This window comes from Streptomyces sp. NPDC098101 (genome assembly GCF_044760185.1).
Classification (GTDB): Bacteria; Actinomycetota; Actinomycetes; order Streptomycetales; family Streptomycetaceae; genus Streptomyces.
This window is the reverse complement of the sequence record NZ_JBIWAS010000002.1, coordinates 983691-997136: the sequence shown is the minus strand read 5'-3', so window position 1 is coordinate 997136 and position 13446 is coordinate 983691. Positions and strand designations below refer to the sequence as shown.

At 72.6% G+C, this 13446-nt stretch carries 10 protein-coding genes; 3 read left to right on the top strand and 7 right to left on the bottom strand.

Features of this window, described 5'->3' with window-relative positions; all coding sequences use genetic code 11:
- Nucleotides 1–150 precede the first annotated feature (150 nt).
- Both ACIQVI_RS11525 and ACIQVI_RS11520 read left to right on the top strand, forming a co-directional pair.
- On the top strand, nucleotides 151–1803 hold the full coding sequence (locus tag ACIQVI_RS11525; protein WP_403594027.1) for an alkaline phosphatase D family protein: 1653 nt from the start codon (nucleotides 151–153) through the stop codon (nucleotides 1801–1803).
- A 326-nt stretch (nucleotides 1804–2129) separates the two neighbouring features.
- Nucleotides 2130–3116 (top strand): zinc metalloprotease, encoded by a 987-nt coding sequence (locus tag ACIQVI_RS11520; protein ID WP_403594024.1) that lies wholly within the window; start codon nucleotides 2130–2132, stop codon nucleotides 3114–3116.
- Nucleotides 3117–3190: 74 nt separating this feature from the next.
- Here the strand turns inward: ACIQVI_RS11520 and ACIQVI_RS11515 are convergent, their stop codons facing one another.
- The 6 genes from ACIQVI_RS11515 to ACIQVI_RS11490 form a co-directional block, all read right to left on the bottom strand.
- Nucleotides 3191–3772: a dienelactone hydrolase family protein gene (locus ACIQVI_RS11515; RefSeq protein ID WP_121833679.1), complete on the bottom strand. Its 582-nt coding sequence runs from the start codon at nucleotides 3770–3772 to the stop codon at nucleotides 3191–3193.
- A gap of 37 nt (nucleotides 3773–3809) precedes the next feature.
- A complete protein-coding gene (locus ACIQVI_RS11510; protein WP_403594021.1) occupies nucleotides 3810–5396 on the bottom strand; it encodes a Na+/H+ antiporter in 1587 nt (528 codons plus the stop codon).
- A 76-nt stretch (nucleotides 5397–5472) separates the two neighbouring features.
- Entirely contained in the window at nucleotides 5473–5940 is a 468-nt protein-coding gene (locus ACIQVI_RS11505) for a GNAT family N-acetyltransferase (protein ID WP_351972838.1), read from the bottom strand.
- The gene (locus ACIQVI_RS11500; RefSeq protein WP_121833682.1) at nucleotides 5937–6878 is read right to left on the bottom strand and encodes an RluA family pseudouridine synthase; all 942 of its coding nucleotides are present in this window, start codon (nucleotides 6876–6878) and stop codon (nucleotides 5937–5939) included. The genes ACIQVI_RS11505 and ACIQVI_RS11500 overlap by 4 nt, the downstream gene beginning before the upstream one ends.
- A 17-nt stretch (nucleotides 6879–6895) precedes the next feature.
- The gene (gene lspA, locus ACIQVI_RS11495) at nucleotides 6896–7480 is read right to left on the bottom strand and encodes a signal peptidase II (protein ID WP_121833684.1); all 585 of its coding nucleotides are present in this window, start codon (nucleotides 7478–7480) and stop codon (nucleotides 6896–6898) included.
- Between the two features lie 140 nt (nucleotides 7481–7620).
- Complete coding sequence (locus ACIQVI_RS11490; protein ID WP_403594016.1) at nucleotides 7621–8451, bottom strand: TraR/DksA family transcriptional regulator; 831 nt, start codon at nucleotides 8449–8451, stop codon at nucleotides 7621–7623.
- Nucleotides 8452–9000: 549 nt separating this feature from the next.
- Here ACIQVI_RS11490 and ileS point away from each other — a divergent pair.
- Nucleotides 9001–12144: an isoleucine--tRNA ligase gene (gene ileS / locus ACIQVI_RS11485; protein ID WP_403594013.1), complete on the top strand. Its 3144-nt coding sequence runs from the start codon at nucleotides 9001–9003 to the stop codon at nucleotides 12142–12144.
- Between the two features lie 161 nt (nucleotides 12145–12305).
- On the opposite strand, the gene ACIQVI_RS11480 is transcribed toward ileS, so the two are convergent.
- On the bottom strand, nucleotides 12306–13400 hold the full coding sequence (locus ACIQVI_RS11480; RefSeq protein WP_403594010.1) for a DivIVA domain-containing protein: 1095 nt from the start codon (nucleotides 13398–13400) through the stop codon (nucleotides 12306–12308).
- Between the last annotated feature and the right edge of the window lie 46 nt (nucleotides 13401–13446).

Sequence of the window (13446 nt, the reverse complement as noted above, 5' to 3'; positions counted from 1 at the left end):
CCCGAGACGGTCCGGGGCCGGGGTGCGTCCGGGCCGCCGGACCGGACCCGGAGCGCCCCGGGTGCCCCCGGGCGTCCCGGGGGCGACCAGTCGGCGAACTTCCGGATTTCGTCTGCCCTCCGGCCATACCCGTCAGTAATCTGACTGTCCGTGACCAGTCGTTTCATATCCTCCGCCGCCCCCACCCGCCGCACCGTCGTGAAGGCCGCCGCCGTCACCGCCGTCGCCGCGCCCGCCCTCCTGGGCACCGCCTCCCCCGCCCTCGCGGGGACCGGGGCGCCCGCCTTCCTGCACGGCCTCGCCTCCGGCGACCCGCTGCCCGACGGCGTCCTGCTCTGGACGCGCGTCACCCCCGTCCCCGAGGCCGTGCCCGGCTCCGGCCTCGGCCCCGACGTCCGGGTCGGCTGGGAGGTCGCGGAGGACCGCGCCTTCACGAGGGTCGTCGCCTCCGGCACGACCACGGCGGGCGCCGCCACCGACCACACCGTGAAGGCGGACGTCCGGGGCCTGCTCCCGGCCACCGCCTACTGGTTCCGCTTCACCGCGGACGGCACGGTCTCGCCGGCCGCCCGCACCCGCACCGCCCCGGCGGCCGACGCGGCCGCGCCCGGCGTCCGCTTCGGCGTGGTCTCCTGCGCGAACTGGGAGTCCGGGTACTTCTCCGCCTACCGCCACCTGGCCGCCCGCGCCGACCTGGACGCGGTGCTCCACCTCGGGGACTACCTCTACGAGTACGCGAGCGGGGCCTACCCCGACGCGAAGTACACGGTCCGGGCCCACGAGCCGCGCCACGAGACCGTCTCGCTCGCCGACTACCGCGCCCGGCACGGGAAGTACAAGACGGACCCCGACCTGCGGGCGCTGCACGCGGCCCACCCGGTGATCGCCATCTGGGACGACCACGAGTTCGCCAACGACGCCTGGACGGGCGGGGCCGAGAACCACACCCCGGGCGCCGAGGGCGCGTGGGCGGCCCGGGTGGCGGCCGCCAAGCAGGCGTACTTCGAGTGGATGCCGGTCCGGGCCTCCACCGAGGGCACGGTCTTCCGGCGCCTGCGCTTCGGCAGGCTGGCCGATCTGCACCTGCTCGACCTGCGTTCGTTCCGCTCGGCGCAGGCGAGGACGGGCAGCGGGGCGGTGGACGACCCGGAGCGGAGCATCACCGGCCGCGCCCAACTGGACTGGCTCAAGGCGGGGCTCGCCGGTTCGGACGCGGCCTGGCAGTTGGTCGGGACCTCGGTGATGATCTCGCCGGTCGCCTTCGGGGCCCTGCCCGCCCATCTCCTGGAGCCGCTCGCGGAGCTGACGGGCCTGCCGAAGGAGGGGCTCGCGGTCAACGTGGACCAGTGGGACGGCTACACGGACGACCGGCGGGAACTGCTGGCGCACCTGACGGCGCGGGGCGTCCGGAACACGGTCTTCCTGACCGGCGACATCCACATGGCCTGGGCCAACGACGTGCCGGTGAAGGCCGCGACGTATCCGCTCTCGGCCTCGGCGGCGACCGAGTTCGTGGTCACCTCGGTGACCTCGGACAACCTGGACGACCTGCTGCGCGTGGCGCCGGGGACGCTCTCGGTGGTGGCGGCGACCGCCGTGAAGGCCGCCAACCGGCACGTGAAGTGGGTGGACATGGACCACCACGGCTACGGCGTGCTGGACGTGACCGCCGCCCGCTCGCAGATGGACTACTACACGGTCTCCGACAAGGCGGACCCGGACGCGACGGCGTCCTGGGCGCGCTCGTACCGGACGCCGAGCGGAACGCAGCGTGTCGAGCGGGTGTACCAGCCGGTCCTCTGAGACCTCCGCGAGGGTCTCTTTTCAGCCATGATCCCTTCTGTTAACGGGAGATCACACGGCTACGGCGGGTGGCGAGTTCCAGCGATCGAATCCGGACACACCACCCGCCTCCGTCCCCTCCACCATTACGTCGACGTCTCAAACTCCGGAAGGCGCAGAAGATTTTCTTCCCGTTGCGCCGAATTGCCCGACGGATGATTGGGCCTGATCACTCCTCAACGACGGCTGACATGGACGCGTAATCTCCCCGGCGTGGCGGAGGAAGTTCCTCCACCCACCCCCCACGAGGAGTCACCGTGCGTGCTCTTGCCCGTATATCCCCGCGTATGTCACGTCGTGCCATCGGTACCGCCGTCATGGCCGGAACCCTGGCCCTGGCACCGCTCTCGGCCCCCGTCGCCACCGGCGCGTCCCCCGCCGACCGCGTCTCCGCCGCCCCCTCCGCCGAGGAGTGCGAGGACGGTGCCGTCTCCGCCGCCCGCAAGGCGCGCGGCGCCGACCACCACGCCGCCGAGCCCAACGAGGTCTCGGCCGCCCAGGCCAAGGCGATGGATGCCGACCTGAAGAAGAGACTGGCGTCGCTCTCCCCCGCCGCGACCGCCGGCGCCGGCCGCGCCGCCGCCTCGGGCCGGGCCGCCGCGGCGGTCACCGTCCCCGTCTACTTCCACGTCATCCACTCCGGGACGACGGGCAAGCTCTCCGCCTCCGCGATCAACAGCCAGATCGCCGTCCTCAACGCGGCCTACGGCGGCCAGGGCACCGGCAACGTGAACACCAACTTCCAGTTCACGCTGGCCGGCACCGACTACACCAACAACTCCAGCTGGTACAACCTGGCCTCCGGCTCCAGCGCCGAGAAGCAGATGAAGCAGACCCTCCGCAAGGGCGGCGCGGGCGCGCTGAACTTCTACACCGCCAAGCTGAGCGGCGGCCTCCTCGGCTGGGCGACCTTCCCGACCTCGTACGCCTCCAACCCGAAGATGGACGGCGTCGTCGTCCTGGACGCCTCGCTCCCGGGCGGCTCGGCGGCCAACTACAACCAGGGCGACACCGGAACGCACGAGGTCGGCCACTGGATGGGGCTGTACCACACCTTCCAGGGCGGCTGCGGCGGCAGCGGCGACTCCGTGGCCGACACCCCGGCCGAGTCGAGCCCCGCGTACGAGTGCCCGACGGGCCGCGACACCTGCACCGCGGCGGGCGCCGACCCGATCCACAACTTCATGGACTACACGTACGACTCCTGCATGTACCAGTTCACCGCGGGCCAGGTGGCCCGGATGAGCCAGCACTGGACCGCGTACCGCGGCTGACCGGCTCCGGGAACACACCGGGGGCGCGACGGGAAGAGCCTCCCGCCGCGCCCCCGGCGCACGTCCGGACGGAGTTACGCGGCGTCCGCCAGCTCCTCCAGGAACGCGAGCGCCACCGCCCAGGTCCGCTCGGCCGCCTCCGCGTCCCAGTCCGGCAGCTCCGGGTCCGTGTACAGGTGCCCGGCGCCCCGGTAGCGGTGGATCTCCACGTCCGCCCCGGCCCGGCCCATCTGGAGGTACCAGGCGGACAGCCAGTCGTCCGTCTCGAAGGGATCGGGCTCGGCCACGTGCAGCTGCACGGGCAGCTCGTCCGCCGACGCGTTCGGCGCGAGGTCCGAGGTGCCGTGCAGCAGCAGGAGGCCGCGCGCCTTCTCGTCGCCGAGGGCCAGGGTCTGCGCGACCGACGCGCCCAGCGAGAAGCCGGCGTAGACGAGACCGCGCTCCGAGTACGGGGCGGCGGCCAGGATCGCGCGCTTCAGCAACTCGTCCTTGCCGATCTCGTCCCGCTTCGCCATGCCCTCCTCCACCGAGTCGGTGGTCCAGCCGTCGAAGAGGTCCGGCGTCCACACCCGGTGCCCGGCGGCCCGCAGCCGGTCGGCCGCGGCCTCCACGGCCGGGCGCGCGCCGTACACCGAGTGGAAAAGCATGATGTCCATGCCCGCCATCCTGCCACCCGCGGCGGCCCGCCCCCGCTCAGCGCATACTGCGCACGTCGAGCTGGCGGAGCACCCGGTCCACCACCTCGGGGTCGGCGCCCGGCTCGCTGCGCGCCGCCAGGACCTCGTGCCGGGCGGCCGACATCAGCTCCTTCTGGATGCGCTGCACCGCCTTGAAGCGGTCCACCCGCTCCGCGAAGGCGGCCCGCCGCTCGTCGTCCACCATGTCGGGGCTGATCCGCGCCCCGATGTCGAAGGCGCCGCGCTGGAGCCGCTCCTGCACCTCCTCCGGCAGGTCCTCGACCTCCTCGATCTCCTTGAGCCGCCGCTTGGCCGCCTTCGCGGCCCGGACCGCGAGCTCGCGCTCCAGGGCCCGCTCGGCCTCGGCGTCCGCCTTCACCCCGAGCCGCCGGACCAGGGCGGGCAGGGTGAGCCCCTGGAGGACCAGCGTGGTGAGGATCACGCAGAAGGCGATGAAGACGATCTCCGCGCGGCCGGGGAAGGGCTCGCCGTCGTCGGTGGTGAGCGGGACGGCGAGCGCCAGCGCCACCGAGGCCACCCCGCGCATCCCCGCCCACCACATGACGACGGTCTCCCGCCAGCTCACCGGGATCTCCTCGTCCACGTCCCGGAGCGTGTGCATCCTCTGCGCCAGCCAGGTGGCGGGCAGCAGCCACAGCAGCCGCACGACGACGACCGTCCCGGCCACGGCGGCGCCCCAGCCGAGCATCTCCAGGACGTGCCCGTCCGCGTACCCGAAGACGTGGACGACCTCCAGGCCGATGAGGCCGAAGGCGATGCCGGTCACGAGGGTGTCGACGATCTCCCAGAAGGTCTGCCCGGCGAGCCGGCCCATGACGTCGTCGGCGTCGGCCGCGTGCTCGGCCAGGAAGAGCGCGGTGATCAGGACGGAGAGGACGCCGGAGCCGTGCAGCTCCTCGGCGAGCACGTAGCTCACGAAGGGGACGAGGAGGGTGAGTCCGGTCTGCAGGGTGGGGTCGCCCAGGAACCCGATGAGCTTGTTGGAGAGCCAGCCGAGTCCCAGGCCGACGACCACGGCGACGACGGCGGAGAGCACCAGGGCACCGGCCGCCTCGGGCACGGAGAAGGTGCCGCTGACGGCGGCCGCGATCGCCACGTGGTAGAGCACGATCGCGGTGACGTCGTTGAAGAGGCCCTCGCCCTCCAGGATCGACACGAGCCTGCGGGGCAGTCCGAGCGAGCCCGCGACGGCGGTCGCGGCGACCGGGTCCGGCGGGGCGACCAGGGCGCCGAGCGCGATGGCGGCGGCCAGCGGGATGCCGGGCACCAGCGCGTTGGCGACGGCGCCGACGGCCGCCGTGGTGACGAAGACCAGGGCCACCGCGAGCAGGAAGATGGGCCGCTTGTTGGCCGCGAACTGGCGCCAGGAGGTCCGCTGCACGGCCGCGTAGAGGAGCGGCGGCAGCACCAGCGGGAGGATGTACTCCGGCGGGATCTCGACGTTCGGCACGAACGGCAGGAAGGCCAGCACGATCCCGACGAGGGTCATCAGGACGGGCGCGGGCAGCCCCAGCCGCTCGCCGAGCGGGACGGTGAGCAGGGCGCCGAGGAGCAGCAGGAACAGCAGGGCCAATTGATCCACGGGCTCAGCCTGCCACGTGGGCCTCTTTTCACACGTGTTGTCCCCGGGGCGCCGCGTCGGACGCCCCGGACCGGCCCTACAGCGCCTTCCGCATGGCCCGGTGCGGGATGCCCGCGTCCGGGAACTCGGGGCCGTACGCCTCGTAGCCCAGCCGCTCGTAGAAGCCGAGGGCGTGGGTCTGCGCGTGCAGGTCGACGGCGGTCAGACCGCGCTCGCGCGCCGCGTCCTCGATGCCCCGGACCAGGGCCGCGCCGACCCCGAGGCCGCGCGCCGCCTTGGCGACCGCGAGCCGGCCGAGGGAGCCCACCGAGGCGTCGGCGCCGGTCTTGCCCAGTGCGTCGGCGCCGTGCAGCAGGCGCCCGGTGCCCAGCGGAAGGCCGTCCTCGCGGACCGCGAGCACGTGCACGGCGGTCGCGTCGTACGCGTCGTACTCCAGCTCCCGGGGCACGCCCTGCTCCTCGACGAAGACCTCGCGGCGGACCGCGAAGCAGGCCTCCCGGTCCTCGTCGCCCCGGGCCTCGCGGACGTCGTACACGGTGCTCACCGGCTCTCCGCCTCGATCCGGTCCAGGGCCTTGCGCAGGTCCTCGGGGTAGGTGCTGGCGAACTCGACCCACGAGCCGTCGCCGGGGTGCTCGAAGCCGAGGCGCACGGCGTGCAGCCACTGCCGGGTCAGGCCGAGGCGCTTGGCGATCGTCGGGTCGGCGCCGTAGGTGAGGTCGCCGACGCAGGGGTGGCGGTGGGCGGACATGTGCACCCGGATCTGGTGGGTGCGGCCCGTCTCCAGCTTGATGTCGAGCAGCGAGGCCGAGCGGTACGCCTCGATGAGGTCGTAGTGCGTGACGGAGGGCTTGCCGTCGGCGGTGACCGCCCACTTGTAGTCGTGCTGGGGGTGGCGGCCGATGGGGGCGTCGATGGTGCCGCTCATCGGGTCGGGGTGCCCCTGGACCAGCGCGTGGTAGCGCTTGTCGACCGTGCGCTCCTTGAACTGGCGCTTGAGCGAGGTGTACGCGTACTCCGACTTGGCGACCACCATCAGGCCGGAGGTGCCGACGTCGAGGCGGTGCACGATGCCCTGGCGCTCGGCGGCGCCGGAGGTGGAGATGCGGTAGCCGGCGGCGGCGAGGCCGCCGATCACGGTGGTGCCGGTCCAGCCGGGGCTGGGGTGGGCGGCGACGCCGATCGGCTTCATGATCACGACGATGTCGTCGTCGTCGTGGACGATCTCCATGCCCTCGACGGGCTCCGCGACGATCTGCACGGGCGCGGCCGCGCCCGGCATCTCGACCTCCAGCCACGCACCGCCGCTGACCCGCTCGGACTTGCCGACGACGGAGCCGTCGACCTGGACCTTCCCGGCGGCGGCCAGCTCGGCCGCCTTCGTACGGGAGAACCCGAACATGCGGGCGATGGCGGCGTCGACGCGCTCGCCCTCCAGGCCATCGGGAACGGGCAGGGTGCGGATCTCGGGACTCGTACTCACCCGTCGAGTATGCCTTGTCAGTCCTTGTGGACGGTCCCGTCGGGGTCCAGGCCCCGGAACGACAGGATCACGATGAGGATGCCGCCGCAGACGATCGCCGAGTCGGCGAGGTTGAAGACGGCGAAGTGCGCGGGGGCGATGAAGTCGACGACCGCGCCCTCGAAGACGCCCGGCGAGCGGAAGATCCGGTCCGTGAGGTTGCCGAGGGCGCCGCCGAGCAGCAGGCCGAGGGCGATGGCCCAGGGCAGGCTGTAGAGCTTCCGGGCGAGCCGGACGATCACGACGATGACGGCGGCGGCGATGCAGGTGAAGATGATCGTGAAGGCCTCGCCCATGCCGAAGGCGGCGCCCGGGTTCCGGATGGCGTCGAAGCGGAGCAGGTCCCCGATCACCCGGATCGGCTCGCGGCCCTCCAGCTTCTCGACCACGAGGATCTTGCTGCCGAGGTCGAGCAGGTAGGCCAGGAGGGCCACCACGAACAGGGCGACGATCCTGCGCCTGCCCCGGGGACGCTCCACGGGGGCGTCCGTGCCGTCGGAGGCCGCCGACTCGTCGGCCCCTGCTGAATCCGGCGTACCGATGATGCGCTCCGCCTCTGCCACGTGAGTGAGTCCCTCGACCTCGATGCCTGACCGTGCACCGAGGGTACGGCACAGACGTACGACCCCGTCGCCCGAGACCGCGCCCGCGGCACCCGGGGCCCGGGGGTCGCGCCCCGGGCCCCGCACCGGCCCCGTTTCCCTCAGCCGCGCCGTTCCTGGCGCTGCTTGTCCTCGACGCAGAGGGTGGCTCTCGGGAAGGCCTGCATACGGGCCTTGCCGATCGGCTTGCCGCAGACCTCGCACAGGCCGTACGTGCCGGCGTCGAGCCGTTCCAGGGCGTGCTCGGACTGCTCCAGCATCTCCCGGGCGTTGGCCGCGAGGGCCAGCTCGTGCTCGCGGGTGATGTTCTTGGTGCCGGTGTCGGCCTGGTCGTCCCCGGCGCCGTCGCCCGAGTCCCGCATGAGGCCGGTGAGCTCCTCCTGCGAGTGGGCGAGCTCGCTGCGCAGCCGCAGCACCTCCGCCTGGAGCCCGTCGCGGGCCTCGGCGACCTCCTCCGGCGTCCAGGGGTCCTCGCCCGGACGGACCGCGAGCTCGCCGGTACGGGCCGGGGGCACCGCCGCCCCGTCCTCGACGGTCGTCACGCCACCCGCGGTCTTCTTCGCTGCCACCGTCCTGGCTCCTGTCTGCTTCCGCGCGGACGCCCTGCCGGCGGCCGCCCTCTTCGCCCCGGCCTTCCCGGCGGGCGCGCCCGGAGCGGCGGTGTCCTCGGCGGAGGCCGCCTCGGCGGGGGCCGCCGCTCCCGTCTTCTCCACGACGGCCTTCTTGGCCGCCGCGGCCTTCTTCGCGACCGTCTTCTTCGCGGCCGCCACCTTCTTCGCGACCGTCTTCTTGGCGGCCGCCTTCTCGGCGCCCGCCCCGCCGGCCCCCTTCTTCGCGGGGGCCTCCGGTTCCTCCGCGACCGTGGGGTGCCCGGCGACCGCCGTCCGTTTCCCGGCCGTGGTCTTCTTCGCGGCGGTCTTCTTCGCCACCATGTCGCGGCCCCTTCACATTTTGTGATCTTGCTCGCGAATCGTGCTGGGACGATAAATCGGCCCGAGGCCCGCGGCAACGGGGCACGCCGCCGTTCCCACCCGCCCCCGCTCCCCGCCGGGGCGGCCTGCATCCGTTGTGCCCCGCTCCCCGCCCGGTTATCCGCCCCGCCCCTCCCCCACATGGCCCCACCCCGGGTCCGGTGCCCGCCGTGTGGCCATTCGGGTCACGGAAAACCGGTCCGCCCCCGTTCCCGGGGCCCCGTACACTGGGCTCAGCGAAAGGCTTGGATGGGGACGAGTAGCGTCGTACGCAGCCATGAGCGACCCGGGGACGGTGAGAGCCCGGGGGCGAGCCCGATGTGAAGCATCACCCCGGAGCCGCCGGAAGAAAGCCGCACCCCGGGGTGCGGCGACTAGACCCGGCGTCGCGACCCCAATGAGGGGGCTCGGGTCGGTCACGTCCGGAGCCAAGGAGGGTGGTACCGCGGGAGCAGCGCTCTCGTCCCTCCGACGGAAGCAGAACCGTCCGTCCGGAGGAGAGTCCGCCGCATGACAGCGCCGCAGTACCGCCAGGTGCCCGCCCAGGTCGACCTGCCCGCCCTCGAGCACGCCGTGCTCGACTTCTGGCAGGAGAACAAGGTCTTCGCGAAGACCCTGGAGCAGTCCGAGGGCCGCCCCGAGTGGGTGTTCTACGAGGGCCCGCCCACCGCCAACGGAATGCCGGGCGCCCACCACATCGAGGCCCGCGTCTTCAAGGACGTCTTCCCCCGCTTCCGGACCATGCGCGGCTACCACGTGGCCCGCAAGGCCGGCTGGGACTGCCACGGCCTGCCGGTCGAGCTCGCCGTCGAGAAGGAGCTCGGCTTCTCCGGCAAGAAGGACATCGAGGCGTACGGCATCGCCGAGTTCAACGACAAGTGCCGCGAGTCGGTGACCCGCCACACCGACGCCTTCGCCGAGCTGACGACCCGGATGGGCTACTGGGTCGACCTCGACGACGCGTACCGGACCATGGACCCCTCGTACATCGAGTCGGTCTGGTGGTCCCTGAAGCAGATCTTCGACAAGGACCTGCTGGTCCAGGACCACCGGGTCGCCCCCTGGTGTCCCCGCTGCGGCACCGGCCTCTCGGACCACGAGCTGGCGCAGGGGTACGAGACGGTCGTCGACCCCTCGGTCTACGTCCGCTTCCCGCTGACCTCCGGCCCGCTGGCCGGCCGGGCGGCGCTCCTGGTCTGGACGACGACCCCGTGGACCCTGGTGTCCAACACGGCGGTCGCCGCCCACCCCGAAGTCACCTACGTGGTCGCCACCGACGGCGACGAGCAGGTCGTCGTCGCCGAGCCGCTGGTCGAGAAGGCGCTCGGCGAGGGCTGGGTCACCACCGGCGAGACCTTCACCGGCCAGGACATGGAGCGCTGGACGTACGAGCGCCCGTTCGAGCTGATCGAGTTCCCGGAGCCGGCGCACTACGTCGTCAACGCCGAGTACGTGACGACCGAGGACGGCACGGGTCTGGTCCACCAGTCCCCCGCCTTCGGCGAGGACGACCTCCGGGTCTGCAAGGCGTACGGCCTGCCGGTCGTGAACCCGGTCCGCCCCGACGGCACCTTCGAAGAGGACGTGCCGCTGGTCGGCGGCGTCTTCTTCAAGAAGGCCGACGAGAAGCTGACCGCCGACCTGGACGCGCGCGGCCTGCTCTTCAAGCACATCGCGTACGAGCACAGCTACCCGCACTGCTGGCGCTGCCACACGGCGCTGCTCTACTACGCGCAGCCGTCCTGGTACATCCGCACGACCGCGGTCAAGGACCGGATGCTCGCGGAGAACGAGCGGACCAACTGGTTCCCGGAGTCGGTCAAGCACGGCCGCTTCGGCGACTGGCTGACCAACAACGTCGACTGGGCGCTCTCCCGCAACCGCTACTGGGGCACCCCGCTGCCGATCTGGCGCTGCGAGGACGGGCACCTCACCTGCGTGGGCTCGCGCGCGGAGCTGACCGAGCTGACCGGCACCGACCAGTCGGGCCTGGACCCGCACCGCCCGTACATCGACGCGGTCACGTTCGGCTGCCCCGAGGACGGCTGCTCCCTGGAGTCCGTCCGCGTCCCGGAGGTCATCGACGCCTGGTACGACTCGGGCTCGATGCCGTTCGCGCAGTACGGCTACCCGTACGAGAACAAGGAGCTGTTCGAGAGCCGCTACCCGGCGCAGTTCATCTCCGAGGCGATCGACCAGACCCGCGGCTGGTTCTACACGCTGATGGCCGTCGGCACCCTGGTGTTCGACAAGTCGTCGTACGAGAACGTGGTCTGCCTGGGCCACATCCTCGCCGAGGACGGCCGCAAGATGTCCAAGCACCTGGGGAACATCCTCCAGCCGATCCCGCTGATGGACCAGCACGGCGCCGACGCGGTCCGCTGGTTCATGGCGGCCGGCGGCTCGCCGTGGGCGGCCCGCCGGGTGGGCCACGGCACGATCCAGGAGGTCGTCCGCAAGACCCTCCTGACGTACTGGAACACGGTCGCCTTCCAGGCGCTGTACGCCCGTACGTCCGGCTGGGCGCCGAGCGCGGCGGACCCGGCCCCGGCCGACCGCACGGTCCTCGACAAGTGGCTGCTGTCCGAGCTGAACACGCTGGTGGCCGAGGCGACCGAGGCGATGGAGTCGTACGACACCCAGCGCACCGGCAAGCTCCTGTCGGCGTTCGTCGACGACCTGTCCAACTGGTACGTGCGCCGCTCCCGCCGCCGCTTCTGGCAGGGCGACAAGGCGGCCCTGCGGACCCTGCACGAGGTCGTGGAGACGGTCACGCGCCTGATGGCGCCACTGACCCCGTTCATCACCGAGCGGGTCTGGCAGGACCTGGTGGTCCCGGTGACCCCGGACGCCCCGGAGTCGGTCCACCTGGCCACCTGGCCGGAGGCGGACGCCACGCTGATCGACGGCACCCTCTCCGAGCAGATGCTGCTCGTCCGGCGCCTGGTGGAGCTGGGCCGGGCGACGCGCGCCGAGTCGGGCGTGAAGACCCGCCAGCCGCTCTCCCGCGCCCTGGTGGCGGCCAACGGCTTCGCGGCCCTCTCCCCGGAGCTGCGGGCCCAGATCACGGAGGAGCTGAACGTCTCCTCGCTGGCGTCCCTCTCGGAGGTCGGCGGCTCGCTCGTCGACACGACGGCGAAGGCCAACTTCCGGGCCCTGGGCAAGCGCTTCGGCAAGGGCGTCCAGGACGTGGCGAAGGCGGTGGCGGCGGCGGACGCGGCGGCCCTCTCCCTGGCCCTGCGCTCCGGCGAGGCGCCCCTGGAGGTGAACGGCGAGACGATCACCGTCACCCCCGAGGAGATCATCATCACGGAGACCCCCCGCGAGGGCTGGTCGGTCGCCTCGGACGCGGGTGCGACCGTCGCCCTGGACCTGGAGATCACCCCCGAGCTCCGGCAGGCGGGCCTGGCCCGTGACGCGATCCGGCTGATCCAGGAGGCCCGCAAGAACAGCGGCCTGGACGTCGCCGACCGCATCGCCCTGCGCTGGACCTCCGGCTCCCCGGAGACCACCGACGCCCTGACCGCCCACGCGGCCCTCATCGCGGACGAGGTCCTCGCCACGGACCACGCCAACGGCGAGGCCGACGACACCTACGGCACCCCGTTCACGGACGACTCCCTGAACCTGACGTTCCGCCTCCGCAAGGCGTAACCACCCGGCGAAAGGCCCGGCCCCCGGTTTCCGGGGAGCCGGGCCTTTCGCTTTCCCTCCGCACGCCCCCCGCCCACGGCAAAGGGCCGGCCCCCGGTTTCCCGGGGGCCGGCCCTTGTAGCCTGCCGACGGCTACGCGCTCGTCGCGCGGTCGCGCGCCGTCAGTTGTCGTCCTCGTCGATCAGGAAGCCCCGCATCGGCGCCGGAGCCTGCTGCATCGGCTGCGGTGCCTGCGGACGGACCGGAGCCATCGGCTGGGTCATCGCCGGGGACATCTGCTGCTGACCGCCGCCGTAGGACGGGGCACCGCCCATGGACGGGCCGCCACCCATCGTGCCGCCGCCGTAGGACGGCGCACCGGCACCGGCCGAGGCCATCGACGGGGCCGGCGGCAGCGAGGCCGCGGCCGGGGTGCGCGGCGGAGCCAGCGAGTCGTCGGCCTGGGTCTCCAGCTGGCGCAGCTGCGACTCCAGGTACGACTTCAGACGCGTGCGGTACTCGCGCTCGAAGCCCCGCAGGTCCTCGACCTTGCGCTCGAGGGTGGCGCGGGCGGACTCCAGGGAGCCCATCGCGACGCGGTGCTTCTCCTGCGCGTCCCGCTCCAGGGCGTCGGCCTTGGCGCGGGCGTCCCGCTCCAGGCCCTCGGCGCGCGAGCGCGCCTCGCCGACGATCTTGTTGGCCTCGGAACGGGCCTCCGCGATCGCCTGGTCCGCGGTCTGCTGGGCCAGCGAGAGGACGCGCGCGGCGCTGTCGCCGCCGGGACCCTGCGCGGGCTGCTGCTGCATCTGCTGCGGGTGACCCATCGGGCCGCCCTGCATCGGGCCGGGACCCATCGGTCCACCCTGCATGGGACCGCCCTGCATCGGGCCGGGGCCCATGGGCCCGCCCTGCATCGGTCCGCCCTGCATGGGGCCGGCGGGAAGCTGAGGGGCACCGGAAGGCAGCTGCGGCGGGCCCATCTGCGGCGGCTGCTGCTGGACCGGCGGTCCGGATATGGCGGCGGGTACCGGAGCCCCGGGACCGACGGGACGATCCTGCTGCTCCGGGGGCTTGCGCATACCCTGCTGCTGGTTCTGCGCGGCGGCGCGCGTCGCGGCGGCCAGCTTGGCGCGCAGGTCCTCGTTCTCGCGAAGCAGGCGGGTCAGCTCGGCTTCGACCTCGTCGAGGAAGGCATCGACCTCGTCCTCGTCATAGCCTTCTCGAAGGCGGACGGTCGTGAACTGCTTGTTCCGCACGTCCTCGGGAGTCAGCGGCATCTCTTCTTCACCTCTACGTAGTCGTCGGCAGTCGGCAAGACCGTAT